This window comes from Deinococcus peraridilitoris DSM 19664, from assembly GCF_000317835.1.
Lineage (GTDB): Bacteria > Deinococcota > Deinococci > Deinococcales > Deinococcaceae > Deinococcus_A > Deinococcus_A peraridilitoris.
The window spans coordinates 505,538-521,541 of the sequence record NC_019789.1 but is presented as its reverse complement, the minus strand read 5'-3'; the positions used below and the strand labels follow the sequence as shown (position 1 = coordinate 521,541).

General features: G+C 63.2%; 16 protein-coding genes. 11 read left to right on the top strand and 5 right to left on the bottom strand.

Going from position 1 to position 16,004, the window contains the following annotated elements:
* Nucleotides 1-588 precede the first annotated feature (588 nt).
* The 3 genes from DEIPE_RS22830 to DEIPE_RS21215 all read left to right on the top strand — a co-directional run bounded on the left by DEIPE_RS22830 (nucleotide 589) and on the right by DEIPE_RS21215 (nucleotide 2,006).
* Nucleotides 589-1,068, top strand: coding sequence for a DUF1440 domain-containing protein (locus DEIPE_RS22830; RefSeq protein ID WP_157449133.1), 480 nt, complete (start codon nucleotides 589-591; stop codon nucleotides 1,066-1,068).
* 126 nt (nucleotides 1,069-1,194) lie between these two features.
* The gene (locus DEIPE_RS21220; RefSeq protein WP_015231590.1) at nucleotides 1,195-1,482 is read left to right on the top strand and encodes a hypothetical protein; all 288 of its coding nucleotides are present in this window, start codon (nucleotides 1,195-1,197) and stop codon (nucleotides 1,480-1,482) included.
* Nucleotides 1,479-2,006, top strand: coding sequence for a DUF1360 domain-containing protein (locus tag DEIPE_RS21215; RefSeq protein ID WP_015231589.1), 528 nt, complete (start codon nucleotides 1,479-1,481; stop codon nucleotides 2,004-2,006). The genes DEIPE_RS21220 and DEIPE_RS21215 overlap by 4 nt, the downstream gene beginning before the upstream one ends.
* Nucleotides 2,007-2,343: 337 nt before the next feature.
* Here DEIPE_RS21215 and DEIPE_RS21210 read toward each other — a convergent pair whose 3' ends face one another.
* The 3 genes from DEIPE_RS21210 to DEIPE_RS24325 all read right to left on the bottom strand — a co-directional run bounded on the left by DEIPE_RS21210 (nucleotide 2,344) and on the right by DEIPE_RS24325 (nucleotide 3,958).
* Complete coding sequence (locus tag DEIPE_RS21210; RefSeq protein WP_015231588.1) at nucleotides 2,344-2,676, bottom strand: YnfA family protein; 333 nt, start codon at nucleotides 2,674-2,676, stop codon at nucleotides 2,344-2,346.
* Nucleotides 2,677-2,727: 51 nt separating this feature from the next.
* A complete protein-coding gene (locus tag DEIPE_RS21205) occupies nucleotides 2,728-3,447 on the bottom strand; it encodes a Crp/Fnr family transcriptional regulator (RefSeq protein ID WP_015231587.1) in 720 nt (239 codons plus the stop codon).
* A 220-nt stretch (nucleotides 3,448-3,667) separates the two neighbouring features.
* Complete coding sequence (locus DEIPE_RS24325) at nucleotides 3,668-3,958, bottom strand: hypothetical protein (protein WP_041231853.1); 291 nt, start codon at nucleotides 3,956-3,958, stop codon at nucleotides 3,668-3,670.
* Nucleotides 3,959-3,982: 24 nt separating this feature from the next.
* Here DEIPE_RS24325 and DEIPE_RS21195 point away from each other — a divergent pair, with 24 nt between their 5' ends.
* The 7 genes from DEIPE_RS21195 to DEIPE_RS21165 all read left to right on the top strand — a co-directional run bounded on the left by DEIPE_RS21195 (nucleotide 3,983) and on the right by DEIPE_RS21165 (nucleotide 11,114).
* Nucleotides 3,983-4,816 (top strand): SDR family NAD(P)-dependent oxidoreductase, encoded by an 834-nt coding sequence (locus DEIPE_RS21195; protein WP_015231585.1) that lies wholly within the window; start codon nucleotides 3,983-3,985, stop codon nucleotides 4,814-4,816.
* Nucleotides 4,817-4,828: 12 nt separating this feature from the next.
* On the top strand, nucleotides 4,829-6,586 hold the full coding sequence (locus DEIPE_RS21190) for a glycoside hydrolase family 15 protein (protein ID WP_015231584.1): 1,758 nt from the start codon (nucleotides 4,829-4,831) through the stop codon (nucleotides 6,584-6,586).
* Nucleotides 6,583-6,948 carry a hypothetical protein gene (locus DEIPE_RS21185; RefSeq protein WP_041231851.1) on the top strand — a complete coding sequence of 122 codons (366 nt, stop codon included), beginning with the start codon at nucleotides 6,583-6,585 and terminating at the stop codon, nucleotides 6,946-6,948. Before DEIPE_RS21190 ends, DEIPE_RS21185 begins: the two co-directional genes overlap by 4 nt.
* Before the next feature lie 363 nt (nucleotides 6,949-7,311).
* The gene (locus DEIPE_RS21180) at nucleotides 7,312-7,596 is read left to right on the top strand and encodes a DUF427 domain-containing protein (protein WP_015231583.1); all 285 of its coding nucleotides are present in this window, start codon (nucleotides 7,312-7,314) and stop codon (nucleotides 7,594-7,596) included.
* Nucleotides 7,597-7,915: 319 nt separating this feature from the next.
* Nucleotides 7,916-8,125: a hypothetical protein gene (locus DEIPE_RS21175; protein ID WP_041231850.1), complete on the top strand. Its 210-nt coding sequence runs from the start codon at nucleotides 7,916-7,918 to the stop codon at nucleotides 8,123-8,125.
* Between the two features lie 66 nt (nucleotides 8,126-8,191).
* Nucleotides 8,192-9,730: a dihydrolipoyl dehydrogenase gene (lpdA, locus tag DEIPE_RS21170; RefSeq protein WP_015231581.1), complete on the top strand. Its 1,539-nt coding sequence runs from the start codon at nucleotides 8,192-8,194 to the stop codon at nucleotides 9,728-9,730.
* 28 nt (nucleotides 9,731-9,758) lie between these two features.
* A complete protein-coding gene (locus DEIPE_RS21165; RefSeq protein ID WP_015231580.1) occupies nucleotides 9,759-11,114 on the top strand; it encodes an FAD-dependent oxidoreductase in 1,356 nt (451 codons plus the stop codon).
* Nucleotides 11,115-11,741: 627 nt separating this feature from the next.
* Here DEIPE_RS21165 and DEIPE_RS21155 read toward each other — a convergent pair.
* Entirely contained in the window at nucleotides 11,742-12,956 is a 1,215-nt protein-coding gene (locus tag DEIPE_RS21155) for an MFS transporter (protein ID WP_015231579.1), read from the bottom strand.
* A 165-nt stretch (nucleotides 12,957-13,121) separates the two neighbouring features.
* Entirely contained in the window at nucleotides 13,122-14,069 is a 948-nt protein-coding gene (locus DEIPE_RS21150; protein ID WP_015231578.1) for a succinylglutamate desuccinylase/aspartoacylase family protein, read from the bottom strand.
* 323 nt (nucleotides 14,070-14,392) lie between these two features.
* Here DEIPE_RS21150 and DEIPE_RS21145 point away from each other — a divergent pair, with 323 nt between their 5' ends.
* Nucleotides 14,393-15,964 carry an ABC transporter substrate-binding protein gene (locus DEIPE_RS21145; protein WP_015231577.1) on the top strand — a complete coding sequence of 524 codons (1,572 nt, stop codon included), beginning with the start codon at nucleotides 14,393-14,395 and terminating at the stop codon, nucleotides 15,962-15,964.
* The last annotated feature ends 40 nt before the right edge of the window (nucleotides 15,965-16,004 follow it).

Here is a 16,004-nt window from a genome sequence, read left to right as displayed (position 1 = left end):
GGGTGACTCGTGCTGGAGTTCATCTGGTGGCGGGTGGCTTTTCTCGGCATCCGTGTTCTCGCGTCTACACTATTGTGCGTCAATCCCCCAACGGGCAGGCTTGCGGTCTGGTTCACGGGATCCCCGGGGGTTCACGCGCCCCTCGCGCTCTACGTGAACCGTCGCAGTGTCTGTAGAGCTTCTCGTCGCGGCCGAAACGGAGATCATCGCTGTTCTCGTGCATTCTGAGCGTGCGGGTCGAGCCGGAACTCGCGCACCTCCGCGTCAACAAGCCCTGTGCGTTTTACGGCCCGCCTCGGCCCTCCGTTGCCGTTGAGCGGCACCTCTTCATCTGTCATGGCGTACCTCAAGTTCCTCTCACCGGCGAGTGATCTCTCCGTCGCCTTTGTGAGCATTCCGGGTTCCTGTTGCTCTTCCTTCTCGTTGTTGGTTTTTCATTGAGGCTTAAAGCATTTGACCCACCTTTACTTACGTCACCTCGATGACACAAGGCTCACCCTGAACACTTCTAAGCTCGGCTTGGCCAGCCCTGGCAAACACCGGGAAATCACGACAAGACACGAGACAGAAAGGACGGCGCCAATGAGCATGAACGACGCAGCCAAACCCGGCGCGATTGGCGGATTCGCCGGAGGGGCCCTCATGACCTTGATGATTCAGGAGGTCGCGCCGAAAGTGCTGCCGAAAGACATGGAGCCCGGGCACTTCGCCCCGAAGCTCGCGGTGCAGTGGGGCGAACGCCTCGTTGGACAACCGAACCTCCTCAACGACAGGCAGGAAATGCTGGCCGCCCTGGCCGTCCATCTCGGCTACAGCGCGTTCATGGGCTCATTTTACGGGCGGGTACGCGACGAGCATCGCAGTCTGCCAGTCCCAGCCGCGGGCGCTTTGTTCGGCTTGATCGTGTGGGCGATCAGCTTCGAAGGGTGGATGCCTGCCGTCGGCATCATGAAACGCACGACCGACGAACCCCCACGCAAGTGGCCCGCTCCCCTGATGGGTCACGTGATCTACGGTGTTGGAACCGCCCTCGTGTTCCACGCCCTGCACGGTAGACGCAAGAAGTGATAACCCGGAGGACCCAATGCCCGGACCACGGAATGAACAGGTGTCGTCTTGCCGGCGCTTCAAGTGGCATCGGCCGGGAAGCCGCCCTGATGTTCGCCGAGCGGGGCGCGAAACTCGTCCTGGGTAATGGGGAAAGCCACCACGTTCCTGTATCAGCAGGAAAGCGGGGAAGACCGCCAGCGCGAGAACGAAGCGCGTGACGGCAAGATGGCGTACGGGGTCGCGGCGGAGAAAGCGGCGGAGCGGGCCGGCCAGGAACTCACCGACGAGCAACGCAAACGCTATGGCTCGGACCTGCACTGGGCGTTCAGCCTCGACCTCGACCTCGCCTACGCACCCCGTTCAACAGCGTGCGGGATCCCGTACAGGCTGCTGCGACGCGCCCGACGCGGAAAGAAAGGAAGTGAAGCATGACGGAACAAGAGCAAGGTACGCAAAGCAACCAGGGGAACGTCTTTGCTGGGTACTCGCCGGACAAATCAAAGCCGCTCGGGCCATACGCCGGGCTGGTCGGTATTTACGGCGCCGCCTTCGCGGGGCTGATGGCCACCAGCCTGAACTCTCGGGGTGGCCTGCCGCACGAGGTGAGTACGCGCGATCTCCTGCTGCTGGGCGTCGCGACGCACAAGCTCACCCGGTTGATCACCAAGGATTGGGTGACCAGCCCCTTCCGCGCGCCGTTCACTCGCTACGACGGCAATGGCGGTGCGGGAGAAGTGAACGAGGAACCACGCGGAGAAGGCTGGCAGAAAGCCATGGGTCAACTCGTCACCTGCCCGTGGTGCACGGGACCATGGGTGGCGGGTGCGCTGGCCTTCGGTCTGGTGCTCGCGCCACGCCCAACACGCCTCATCGCGAGCATCTTCGTGGCGGTGACCATGTCGGATTTCCTGCATCACGCGTACGACGCGACGAAGAAAGCCGCGAAAGGCAAGTAATCCGTCAGGGTTCCTGGCGGGAAGTCGTCACCTCGTACAGTTTCGCTCGGCAGGCACTCACGCATGACCGTGAGCGGCCTGCCGGGCTGCTCTGGCGGGGCGCGACAGTAATGATCAATCTGTTCGGGTGGTACTGGCGGTCTTATTCCTGATTCGGGAACCACTTGAGCGGGGAGGGCGTGGCCGTTCGTTGTGGTGAACGTGCTGACGAAGGTCGCGGGTGGCGGGAGGCAAGCCTGCATTTACTGGCGGGCGACACCCTGATGCAGTTGTGGAGCCGCCTTGAGGTCGTCCACCACGGGATCAGTAAGCGAAGGTGGCGCTTGAGAGGGAACTTCTACCCGCGCGGCCAGTAGGCGATGATAAGCGCACCAGTCAAAGCGATGCCGGCGCCCCAGAGGCTCGGCTGGTCCGGCGTCTTGCCTTCAGCGGCCTTCCCCCAGAGCAGCGAGAATACGATGAACAGTCCTCCGTACGCCGCGTAGGTCCGTGCGAAATCAAAGGACTGCGGTTGCAGGGTCGGCAGGACACCGTACAGCATCAGCACCAGAGCACCCAGCAGCCCGACCCACCAGGAGTGGCCTTCGCGCAGCCACAGCCATACCAGGTACCCGCCGCCGATTTCCGGGAGGGCCGCGAGGACGAACAGGGCGATTGACGTGAGCAGCATGCCTCACGCGAGCGCGGACGGGGAGGGGAGACGCTGGCATGCCAGTGGTTTCTACTCGCGTTGCGGAGCAAATACCAGGCGAGCCCCTCTGCCCTCAGCCGCTTGTTCGAGAGCTGGGATGTTCAGCTCGTACCTCCCGCGGTGACCGCGCAGCATTCCGGCCGCGCGGAGTTCCGCCATGACTTCCGAGACGCTGACGCGCGCAGCATTCACGCGTGACGCGAGTTCCTCGTGGGTGAGCTGGCGTTCCAGGCGGGCCCAGCCGGCGTCATCCACCTGGCTGAATCGGCGGGCCTCGTGCACGAGGGCGTGAATCACGCGTTCCTTGAGGGGGAGTGACCTCAGGCCCAGCTGGTCGTGACAGTAGGCCAGGTGACTGGCGAGGACCTGCGTGAAGCTCACGACGAAATGCGGGGCGCGCACTGCCAGTTGCTGGTACTCCTCCATGCTGATCGGGCAGCTCACGACACGGTCACTGTCCGCGATCGCGTCCGTGTGGTGGCGGGCCTGGGACATCACGAACAGCTCGCCGATGAAGTCATTTGCGCCGCAGATGGCGACCACGCGCTCCTGAAGGCCTGCGCTGGGTGTGACGAGCTTGACGTGCCCACCGACGATGATGTGCAGTGCGCTGGCTTCCTCACCGGCCCGGTAGAGGGCTTCACCTTTGTGGTACGTCCGGTAGGTGCAGACTTCCTTGAGCACCCGAATGTCCTCGTCACTGAGGAGTTGGAAGAGTTCCGTGTCGTGTACGAACCACGCGCTCGTCATCTGCCCGCGTTGTAACAGAGGAGACGCGCTGCGGGGTGCTGATTCTCGTGACCTTCCTGAAGGCTGTTCTCAGTAAGGCTTCATCTCGATCGCTGACTTCGGACGATTGTCCTTGCTCATCGCTTGTTTGTTCGGCTGATGCGTTTTTACTGTTGCTTTATGCGCCCGGCTTGACGTCAGTAGTGTCGTCCAGTCGACACAGCAATGAGTGCTGACTCTCTTACGCTGAGCCTGACCAGAAGGTGAGAGCAACCGGAGGAAAGATGATGAACAAAAGAAGCAGAAACGCCCTGGTGGTCAGCCTCGCCCCCTCGGAGCGCTCCTCATGCAAACCGCCCTCAGCGGAGGTCCACCAGCCCGAGAGCAAAAAAGCACCGGGCACGCCTCCTTCAGCCAAACCAAGCAGCCGTACGAGCCGCAACCCGGGGCGGGCGTGATCTGGAAAGTCACCAAAACCAATTAAAACCGGCATCCCCGCCTGAATGACGGGCAGGGAAAGTTTCCCGCCCATGCAGCCAGGAGAAGCAGGAGACGCATGAGTCAGGACGACCTGAAAACGACCCCACTCCCCGAACCGCAGAACCACCCGAAAACAGGGCGCCTTGAAGGGAAAGTCGCGGTGATCACCGGCAGCGACTCCGGGATGGGCCAGGCCATGGCCGTCGAGTTCGCCCGCGAAGGCGCGGACGTCGCCGTGACGTACCTGCACGACCAGCAAGGCGCGGACAAAACCCGCCAGGAAGTCGAAGCGCAGGGACGACGGGCCATCGTGGTACAGATCGACCAGCGTGACGAACAGCAGGTCGCGCAGCTTTTCCAGCGCACCCGGCAGGAACTCGGCACGCCCTTCATTCTCGTGAACGACGCCGGCGTCGACTCCACCGGAAAGCAGGTGGCGGAGATGCCCCCCGAAGACTGGGAAAATGAGCTGCGTACCAACGTCTTCGGGCCGTTCTACTGCTGCCAGCACTTCATCCGCGCGCGGCGTGAAGCGGGCGGACGCGGGAAGATCATCAACATCACCAGCGTCCACCAGGAAATCCCAAGGGCGGGCGCCGCCGGGTACGACAGCGCCAAAGGCGCGCTGCGCAACCTCACGCGGACGCTGGCGCTGGAACTCGCGCCGGACCTGATCAACGTGAACAACATCGCGCCCGGCATGGTCCTCACACCATTCAACCAGCCAGCCAAGGATGACCCGGAAGTGTACGCCAAACAAGTACAGAGCATCCCCTTCAAGCGCGCCGCGCAACCCTGGGAGATCGCGCGCCTCGCCGTGTACCTCGCGTCGAGTGACGCGGATTACGCGACCGGTCAGACCTTCGTGCTGGACGGCGGGCTGATGATGAACACCGGCCAGGGCGCCTGATGGAGGAAGGGCGTGCCTGATGAGAGCAGCATGGCGGGAAGCGGGGAATCCGCGCGCTCCATACGTGACCTGGGGCTCCTGAGTGACCGGCGCACCAGCGCGCTGGTCACCAGGACCGGCGACATCATCTGGTATTCCCCGCAGCGCTTCGACGCCCCTACCCTGTTCGCAGCGCTCCTTGACGAGCAGGGGGGAGGGTGGACGCTGGACACGCCGGGGTTGCGACCTTCAGGGCGCGCGTACCTGGGGGACAGCGCCGTCCTGGAAACGCGCCTGCGCCACGAGCAGGGTGAGCTGGTCGTCACGGACTTCCTGATGTTCGCGCCGGACTTACCGCGCGGGCTGTGCCGGGTGTTCTCGGCCACGCCTGACGAATTGCGCTTCACGGTGCGTCCCGCGCCGAACTACGCCCGCGAACCCGGGCTGCTGCGCGCGGAGGGGAACGCGGTCGTCATCAACGACGGGCTGTACCTGTACGCCTCGCACCCCCTGCACGTTCAGGGCGCTGAGATTCACGGTCTCATTCCGGCCGGCGAGCCGGGCTGGGCGTTCCTGACGGGCTCACAGCAGGAGAGGCTCGATTGGGAGATCATGACGCGCTGGCGCGCAGCGACGCTCCTGCACTGGCGGGACGTCACCACCCACGCGACGTACCGCGGCCCCTACGAGCAGGAAGTGGCCGGTTCACTGCGAGCGCTACGCATGCTCACGTATCAGGAGTCCGGCGCGGTCCTCGCGGCCGCCACCACCAGCCTCCCCGAAATCGTGGGCGGTGAGCTCAACTGGGATTACCGGTACGTGTGGCTGCGCGACACCGGCATGATCGTCAGCGCCCTCACCCGGGCAGGCGGTGACGGTCGTGAAGGACGCGCCTTCCTGGATTTCGTCTGCCAGTACGGTCCCCGTGACGACGGCCACCTGCCGATTGCTCCGTTCCTCACCGCGGACGGCCAGCAGGCCCCCGAGGAGGAAGAACTCGATCTCGCCGGGTACGCGCTGAGTGCACCGGTGCGGATCGGGAACGGCGCGCGCGGTCAGTTGCAGCTCGACGCGTACGCGAACGTCCTGCTGGCCGCGAAACTCATCTACGATCACTTCGGGACGCGCGAGCACTGGGAGCTGGTGGAGTGCCTCGCGGAGTTCCTGTGCGAGCACTGGCGGGAAGATGACTACGGCATCTGGGAGGAACGCACCAAGCGGCCTTACGTGACGGGCAAGGTCGTGACGGCAACTGCCCTCAAGTACCTCCAGCAGTACGCGGTGAGCGACGAGCAGCGCGGGCGCTGGCAGAACACCGAGGAAGACATCCGCGCGTGGGTGAAGCAGTACGGGCTCACGAAGACGGGCGCGTACGCCTACATCGCCGGAGGTGAAGCGGTGGATGTCACGGCGGCCCTCTACCCGGTGTGGGGGTACTGCGAGGCGGACTCGCCGGAGATGCTCGCGACCATTGACGTGCTGGAACGTGATTACCGTGTGGGGAACCTGTACTGGCGGCACCTGGAGGCCGAGAGCGTCCGCCGGGAGGGCACGTTCCTGGCGGGCACGTTGTGGGTCGCTCAGTACTGGGTGATGCGTGACGTGCAGCGCGCGAAAGTCATTCTCGAGGCGGCGCTGGAGTACGCGAACGACCTGCACCTGTTCGCAGAGGAAGCCGACCCGCACACTGGGCGGATGCTGGGGAACTTCCCGCAGTCGTTCGTGCATGCCGCCTTCATTGGTGTCATCGTGGATTACAAGGCGGCCCTGGAGAAGGCCGAGGAGGCATGACCTTCCTGCTGCAAACCCTGCTTGCCGCCGGCCAGTTGCTCCTGGCCTTTTACGGCCTCTGGCTGGTCTGGCAGGTGCTGCTCGCGGTGCTTCCCGGCCCGCGTGACCCGGCACAGCGCATCGCCCGCTTCGCCGGGGACTTCCTTGATCCTTTCGTGGAGCTTCTCGCCCGAGCCTTGCACGTGCACGCCCGGTTCGTACCCGCCTTCCTCCCCATCGTGGTCGCGGCGGGTCAGGTGGCGCTCAGCCACCTGTCGCGGGATGCTCCCGGGAAACGCCTGGGCGCGTGCTATTCAGGTCTTCCAGCAGCTCAAGCTGCCCGTGTATGTTCCAGAGCTCAACGCCGACGCAAGCGGACCTGATTCCGGGGTTCTGGCAGGCTTGGAGGAACTCCGCGAGCACCTCGGGGACGCTTGACGATCACGCTCCTCGAAGGAATCGGCCATTCGGCGGAAGTGCACGAAATAAACCTTGACTTGCCGCGCGAGAGCATCGAGGCGCTGAAAAGCACCGTACACAAGGAGACGTAAGAATGCGATGACCGGACCGCTCAGCCCGCAGCCACTCCTCGACATTCACGCCCGTGCCCTGCTGCATCTGCACACAGCTCGGGCGGCTGCGCACAATGCTCCTTATCGAAGGCCCTTGCGCTTCCCTTGCGCCCGGCGTGCGGCAGGTACCGCGCGCGGTATTTTGAAGTTCTCTCCTCGACCTGGAGGTACCGTATGCGAGCAGTGTGGAACGGCACGACCATCGCGCAAAGTGACGAAACCATCGTCGTGGAAGGCAACCACTACTTCCCGCCTGAGGCTGTGAAAGGAGAGTACTTGAAGGACAGCTTCACGCAATCCACCTGCCCCTGGAAAGGCCGGGCCAGTTACTACAACATCGAAGTAGACGGAAACACAAATCCTGACGCCGCCTGGTACTACCCGAACCCCAATGATGCCGCGATGCAGATCAAAGGGTACGTCGCCTTCTGGCGGGGAGTGGAAGTCCTGCCTGACTGAAGCGACTCGCCTGCTGAGACGTGAAGGATGAATCGCCGGACGTACAGACTGGCCGCCGGTCGGTGGGCTCACCGGTTGAAGACGGATGGGAGCGCCGACAGCCGCTCCCCACTTTGATGCGGGTCCATACAACTGTCGCTGCCGTACTGAGACCCGAGGGGCTATTCGTGATGCCAGCGTTGCTGCACTTCATCCCCAGTCCTGGGGAGTCTGACGCTGTCACCCTCAAGGGACTGCGCCAGCGTTCCCCGGTGGCCTGGTGATGTGCACCGTCAGACAAGTCCTTACGGGTCAGGTTGATGAACCTGTCACCTTCCCAGTGGTACACCGTGCCAAGCTGCTGACCCTGCGCGTCGGAAAACCGGACCGACGGCACCGCGGAACTCCTGGCGCTCCCGCCGACACTGCCGGGGACGTCAGCCACGGCGAACACCAGACCGACCTCGGTAAGTTCAACGAGGAAGCCGTCCCCGCCGGGCACATTCGCGGAACTCCCTGTACACCTCAGCACGAGGACGTACCAGGGTGAGCCGCTCGACCACGGGCGGGACCCCTTAGCTCGCAGCAGCACGTTTTCCCCTTCGCGGAGGTCAGCATGACCGACAAAACGAACGATATGACTCAGGCGCAGCCCGACGTGAACAGGAACGAGAGCACCCGCGACCAAGCGACGTTTGAAGCGGTGGCTCGTCCCGGTGATCCGACCGGTGAAACAGATCCTCAGGCGCAGAGCAGCCAGGCAGCAGGGACCGGCCCGCACTACGACGCGATCGTCCTGGGGGGTGGCATGGCGGGTGTACCGCTCGCGCACCGCTTCGCGTACAAGGGCCTGCGGGTCGCGTTGATTGAAAGAGCGGAACTCGGCGGTACCTGCCTGAACTGGGGGTGTATTCCCACGAAGGCGATGATTGCTTCCGCTCGCGTGGCGCACCAGGCGTACCTGAGTGAGCAGTGGGGCGTGGAAACGTCCGACGTGCGCGTGAACCTCAGTCGCGTCGTGGACCGCAAGAACCAGCTGGTGGAAAGCATCCGCAGCGGGTCCGAACGGAACGTCGAGCAGAACGAGAACGTCACCCTGATCCGCGGTGAGGCGCGCTTCACCGGGGAACGCACTCTCGAAGTGAACGGCGAAACCGTCAGCGCCGACAAGATCTTCATTGCGGTAGGAACGCGCAACAACGTCCCGCCCATCGAGGGTCTGGAGCAGCTCCCTTTCCTGGACTCCACCACGGCAATGGAACTCCGCGAGATTCCACCACACCTCGTGATTGTCGGCGGGGGGTACATCGGGGTGGAGTTCGCGCAGATGTACCGCCGTTTCGGCAGTCGGGTGACGGTCCTGCAAAGTGCGTCGCACCTCCTTCCAAACGAGGATGAGGATATTGCCGAGGTTCTTCAGGAAGCACTGGAAGCCGAAGGCATCGAAGTGATCGTGAACGCCCGCGTGACCCGCGTCTCTGGTAACGAAGGGAGCGTGCGGGCGACGGCCACGGTCAGCGGTGGGGAGTGCACGTATCAAGGCACGCACCTGATGATCGCCACAGGCCGCGTCCCCAACACCGACGGGCTGGGGCTCGAGCACACGGGCGTGGACCTCGACGGGCGTGGCTTCATCAAAGTCAACGACCGGCTGGAAACCAGCGCTCCGGGTCTCTGGGCGTTGGGAGACGTGCGGGGCGGGCCGATGTTCACGCACACCGCACGGGATGATTCCCGCATCATCTACCAGAACGTCATCAAACACGCCGACCTCAGCATCAAGGACCGGGTGGTGCCCTGGGGAGTGTTCACCGACCCGCAGCTCGGCCGGGTGGGGCTGTCCGAACGGGAAGCCCGTCAGGCGGGCTTCAAGTTGAAGATCGGGAAGTATGAAGCGCGTAAGGTCGCGAAAGCGCGGGCGATCGGTGAGACACGCGGCCTGATCAAAGTCGTCGCGGACGCTGAAACCGACCGGATTCTTGGTGCTTCGGTCCTCATCGCGGACGGCGCGGAACTTGTGCATGAGTTCGTCACGGCCATGCAACTCGGTGCGAAGTACACTGACCTGCAGGACATGATCCACATCCACCCTACGCTCGCTGAAGGGCTCAACAACGCGTTGGGCGGCGTGCACTACGAAGAAGGTCTGGAATGAACGTACTGTCTGGGTGCGGAGGTGCCGGGTGAAGCGGCCTCGCTTTCTTGTGATCGGCGCGGACGCGGCGGGCATGAGTGCCGCGAGTGAAGCCAGGCGGGTGAATCCTGAGCTGCAGATCACTGCGTTCGACAAAGGGAATTTCGCGTCGTACAGCCAGTGCGGGATGCCGTACTGGCTGGGTGGGGTGGTGAAGCGGCGTGAACAGCTGATGGCGCGCAGCGTCGCGGGTTTCGCCCGGCGGGACATTGAGGTGCGCTTACGGCACGAGGTGCTGGAAATCGACACGCAGCGACAGGTGCTGCACGTTCGGGACCTGGAAGCCAGGCGGGTCCTCGTCGAGCCGTTCGACCACTTGCTGATCGCGACGGGGGCCAGTCCGGTGGAGTTCCCCCTGCCCGGCCGCGATCTCGCGGGGGTGTTTCACCTGGACGTGCTGGAAGACGCGATTCGTATTGATGCTTTTCTGCAAGGCCAGCAACCCCGGCGCGCGGTCATCGTCGGTGGTGGATACATCGGGCTGGAGCTCGCCGAGAACCTGACCCGGCGTGGCTTACAGGTGGCGCTGGTGCAGCGGGGTGAGCAGGTGTTCCATGCGGTCGACCAGGAACTCGCGGAAGCGCTGCATGAAGAGCTGGACCGTCATGGCGTGAACCTGAAGTTGCGGGACAGCATCGTCCGGGCCTGCGCCGGGCAGGATGGGCGGGTGCGGGAAGTCCAGACGAACGACGGGAATCTGGCAGCGGATCTGGTGATCCTCGCGACCGGGGTGCAGCCGAACGTGGATCTGGCACTCAGGGCCGGCATTCCGTTCGGTGTCACGGGCGCGCTGGCCGTCGATGCACACATGAAGACGAGCGCGGCGGGCGTGTACGCGGCAGGGGACTGCGCCGAGCATTACCACCGGGTGCTCGGCAAGCCTGTGTGGATTCCGCTGGGCACCACCGCGAACAAGCAAGGCCGGGTGGCGGGACGGAATGCCGCCGGGGGAAAGACGAGCTTCGCGGGTATTGTCGCGACGGCCGTCGCACAGGTGTTCGAGCTGGGAGTCGCCAGAACGGGCCTGAACGAGTGGGAAGCGCAGGCGGCCGGGCTGAAATGCGAGACGGTGCTGCTGAAATCCACGGATCAGGCGGGCTACATGCCAGGTGCTGAGGACCTGAGGGTCAAGCTGGTGGTGGAGCGTGGGACGGGGCGCTTGCTGGGCGGTCAGGCCATCGGGAAGCGCGGCGCAGACAAACGCATCGACGTGCTGGCCACGGCCCTGTACGCAGGGATGACGGTATCGCAGCTGGAGGAGCTGGACCTGGCGTACGCGCCGCCATTCAATTCGGTGTGGGACCCAGTGCAGGCTGCGGCGACCCGGATTCGGCGGCAAGGTTAAGGGCCGTGGCGCACTTCCTGCACCGGTTGATCAAGGTTACGGCGCGACGGGTTCTGCCGAGGAGCGCAATGGTTCGTGAGCCTCCTGCCCGCCTGCCCTCGGGCCGAACCGGTCAGTTTTTACCTGAATGCAGCCGGGAACGGGTTGCGCCAGGGAGTTTGATCTTGAAGCGACTGTTGAGGCACCGCAGCCTCCTCCGCACGGGCCTGAGGAACGGCGCGTGGGGGAGAGTGATGAAGTGCCTGGGTTGCTGGTGACGCCCGGAGTTCTGCTGCTGATGTTCCTCGCGTGGGATGTGCTGCTGACCGTGTTCGCCCCATTCAGCCGGTCAGGACCGATGACGCGTTGCCTTGACCTTAAAGCGGCTGTCAAAGACATGGATAGGTTTTTGATCCATGTCTTTGACCGAGCGGAGAGCGCGCAGTGCCCGAAACCGCTTTTGGGCACGCTGTCAGCGCGGGGAGCGAGTGACCTTGACCAGGAGCGTTTGGAAGCGGGCAGGCGTCCTTCAGGGCGTCTTGCGCAGGACAGCCCTCAAAGCGGTTTGAGGGCTTGCGCGCGTCCATTCTGCCCAGGTCAATGGCATTGATGGCGTGTCTTCCTCCAAGGGTGGAATGGACAAACGTTCTAAGTGACGTGTGTTTGCTTTGGCGTTCTTTCGTGGGGTACGCGCAGGTGCCACCACAACCCGAGCGCCGTAAGCGCGCCAAGTGCAGCGAACGTCAGCCAGGGCAGGGCGGGGAAATGCAGGTGGTTGCCCAGGTCGTACAGTCCTCCACCAAACGCGTTCCCCAGGGCTCCTCCGACGCCCATCGACAAGGCGCCGAAACCGAAGTACGCGCCATACAGACCAGGCTGTGCGAGCTGTGCCGTGAGGGTCTGCTGGGTCGGTTGGCCGAGCATCATGCCCAGCGCGAAGACCGCGACGCAGCCCAGCAGCATTGGGAAGGTGGTGGCCAGCGCCATCCCGGCCAACCCCGCAGTGGCGAAACCTACCCCGAGGATCAGCACCAGCGGTAAGGGCAGCAGCCGTTCGGCGAGACGGAGCAGCGGGTACTGGAGCGCGATGGCCAGGCCGGCATTCACTCCGTACAGCCACGGAACAGCGACGCTTCCCGCCATCGCGCTGCCCTTCAAGGTGACCGCGACGTTCAGTTGCACCACCAGCACGCTGTACCCCATCAGCAGCACGGTAAAAATCACGAAGCGCCGGTCGCGGATGACGATTCCGAGTCCTGCCAGGCCTGCGGTTGTCGCCGTCGTTCGCAGCTGCGGCAGGGCGGGAGCCAGCAGAAAAAAAGCCAGTACATAAACGAAGGCGGAAGCAAGGGCGACCGTTTGGAAGTCGGTGTGAAGCAGCGCGGCGCCGATCAACGGTCCGATGACCATCCCAAGGTTTCCCGTCACGCCCATCAGGCTGAAGGCACGCGTACGATCTGCAGTTGAGGTCAGCGCAGCCACGGCGGCGTTTTTTGGCGCGTCGAACAGGCTGCCGCCCACTCCGGAGAGAAGGGCAGCGGCGAGCAGGGTGGTGAAGTCGTTCGCCCAGCCCATGGATCCGAATCCAAGCGCGCGCACCAGCAAGCCCGTCAGGATCAGTCCGCGTGGGCCAAGCCGGTCTGAGAGCGCGCCTCCAAATACCGTCAGGCCCTGCTGGGTCATCTGACGGGCGGCGAGTACCAGCCCGATGGTTCCGGCAGCCCAGCCGAGGTCGTTCACGTAATGCACGCTGATCAGCGGGATGACCATGAAGAATCCGCCGTTCATCATGAGGTTGGTCAGCAGCAGCGCGACGAACCCTCGGGTTTTCGCGGTATCGGGCAGGTGCGCAGGAGTGGTCAAGGCAACAACGCTTCTTGCCAGTCGGTCCGGCTTTGGCACTTCAGGTGTCGTGACGGGCGCTCGGAGAAGGGGGTTTTGGTGCCGGGTGCGACGACAGGCAGGTTCGTGGTGGAGTGTCGGCAAAGCAGGGAGTTGGTTGGTCGCGGTGCACTCGGAGCCAGCTTCTCAGCCGTGGTCATCGTGCGTTCCTGCACCGATACCGATCAGGGGATCACCTTCATTCATGGCGAGGCTGGACACCAGAAACAGCACGACGCCTGCGTTTGGCGCCATGAAGGTCTGCTGTTCGCTGTCGAGCAGGCTGCTGAGCGTTCCGAGGTGCTGTCCGGCCTGAACGTGTTCTCCTACCGTGACCTGCGGGCGCCAGAGGCCCGCTCGTGGTGCGTGAAGCCAGGCAAACTCATGGTGCTCGGTGATGGGAAGCGCCTCGGCTGCACCGGTGATCATCCCCAAGCTGGTCATGACACGAAAGCAGCCGTCGGTGAGCCTGCGCACATCCTGGGTTGTCCAGCGGCCCTGTCCTCCGGCTTCCGCGATGATGGCGGGAATGTTATGGCTGGTGGCGATACTGATGGACACGCCTGCACTGGAGCTTGGCAGCAGGTGCGGTAAGCCAAAGGCACGACCGAGGTCGCGAGAAGGTTGGTGGTCGCGGGTGTAGACCGAAAAGGGTTCAAGGGCTTCGACGAGATCCCCGCCGTGCAGATCGAGCAAGGCGTCTGTCCGGGTGAGGTAGTGCTCGTGCAGCCAATACGCGAGCCGTTCGGCGTAGGTGCCCTGGGCCCGACCGGGGAACATCCGGTTGAGGTTTTTTCCGTCGATGGGGTTGATGTAGATGCTGCGCTCGAAGAAGGCGGTGGGATTGACAATGGGCAGAACCACCAGGGTGCCCGTGAGGTTGAGCGGGTCGGTACGCGCCATCTGGTAGGCGGCTTCGATGGAGGCGTATTCAGCGCCATGAACACCGGCGGTGATCAGCAGCGTCGGGCCGGGATGTGGACCTCGGATGACATGGACAGAAATTTGGGTTGCGGGATTGACAGGTGCGGTGAGAAAGCCGTGATGGGTGGTTCCGGGTTTCGTGGCTTCAAGCAAGGCGGGAAGTGAAGTCATGTTTGTCATCTTTCAGGATTCAGGCAAAGCCCAGGGCCTGAGAGGCCGGCCGGGTTGGAGCGTCGTTCCGGGTTTACCTTTTGGCATCAAATCAGGTGTATGTTGAAGGCACAAGTGTAATGGTCTAGATGTACGGCTGCTCCATTCCAGGGGTCGCCCTGCGCATTGTCATGTTTTCAAGTGACAGTGCGCGCTAAAACCGTGGATTCTCCGTAAAATATCCCAAAATATTTGCGCATTGTCACACAAGTTTTGACACATCGACCTTGTAGCGTTATGCTTGTTCATAACAGTAATCTCAGCTGCGGTAACCAGGAGGAACTATGAACGGTTTCGCTCGAACGACGCTCGCCCTCGGTGCAGTTTTGTCTCTCACCCAGGCTTTGGCCGCAACCCGCGGAGGAGAACTCAGATACGGTCGGTACGCCGACTCACTGTTTCTCGACCCGGTTCTCAACGACGCGAACCTCGACATCTGGATCCTCACCAACCTGTACGACACGCTGCTGCAGCCCACCAACGACGGTAAAGGCGTTCAGCCTGGCCTGGCATCCGCCTACACGGTTGCGGCGGATGGCAAGAGCATGCGGCTCACCCTGCGTCCCAACCTGAAATTCGCTGATGGCAGCGCCCTGACCGCGCAAGACGTCAAATGGTCGCTTGACCGTGCCCGCAAGCCCGACAACGGCGCCTGGAGCGGGTCGCTGGAATCCATCGACACCATCACCGCCAGCGGCAATACCGTCACCCTCAACTTGAAGCGTCCCGACCCGACCCTGCCCGCTGCCCTGGCGACCTTCAACACCGGGATCATGCCGCAAAAACTCTTCACGGCTGCGCCCGGCAGCAATGACGCTGCGAAAGCCAAAGCCTTCGCAGAAAAACCCGTCGGATCCGGACCGTTCGTGCTGAGCGAATGGAAAAAAGGCTCCAGCATGGTCCTCAAGCGCAACCCGCACTACTGGAAGAAAGGCGAGGATGGCAAAGCCCTGCCGTACCTCGACTCGATCCGCTTTGAAATCATCCCGGACGACAACACCCGCATCCTCAAACTGCAGGCCGGCGAACTTGACGGAGCGGAATTCATTCCACTCAGCCGCGTCAACGAACTCAAGGCCAACCCGAACATCAACATGCAGCTGTTCCCGTCCACCAAAGTGAACAGCGTCCTGATGAACAACCGGCCGAAACTCAAAGACGGGACGGCCAACCCGCTCAGCGACGTTCGGGTACGTCAAGCCCTCAACTACGCCACCAACAAAGAAGCGCTGGTGCAGATCGTGACCTTCGGAACGGGCAAGCCGATGAAGTCCTTTATGTCCACCACCACTCCGCTGTACGCCGCGCAGACCGGCTACCCGTACGACCTCAACAAAGCCAAGCAGCTGTTGACGGCCGCTGGCTTTCCCAACGGCTTCGAAGTGACCAGCATGGCCACCAGCGGCAGCGCCGACGACCTGGCACTGCTCACCGCGCTGCAGCAGATGTGGGCAGCGGCCGGCGTGAGGCTCAAAATCGAGCAACTCGACGCGGCCACCAAAACTGCCCGGTACCGCGCGGCGGATTTCCAGATGCGCACGGCCGCCTGGACGAACGACATCAACGATCCCAGTCAGATCACCCGGTACTTCGCGATTTTTGACAATATCGAGTCGCTCTACACCGGCTTCAAAAGCCCCGAAATCGACAAGCTCTTCGCGCAGAGCCAGCAGGAAACCAACCGCACCAAGCGCGCTGACCAGTACAAGCAGATTCAAAGCATCTACATGAACGCGGCGCCCATCGTGTTCCTCTACGAGACCCCATACCCGGTCGCGTTGTCGAAGAACGTCAAAGGGTTCGTGCAGATTCCGCTTGGCAACAACATCTTCGCTTCCACCTACCTCGAGAAGTAACCTCACCGAAGGTGCCGCTCTCCACGCTGGAACGCGGGGG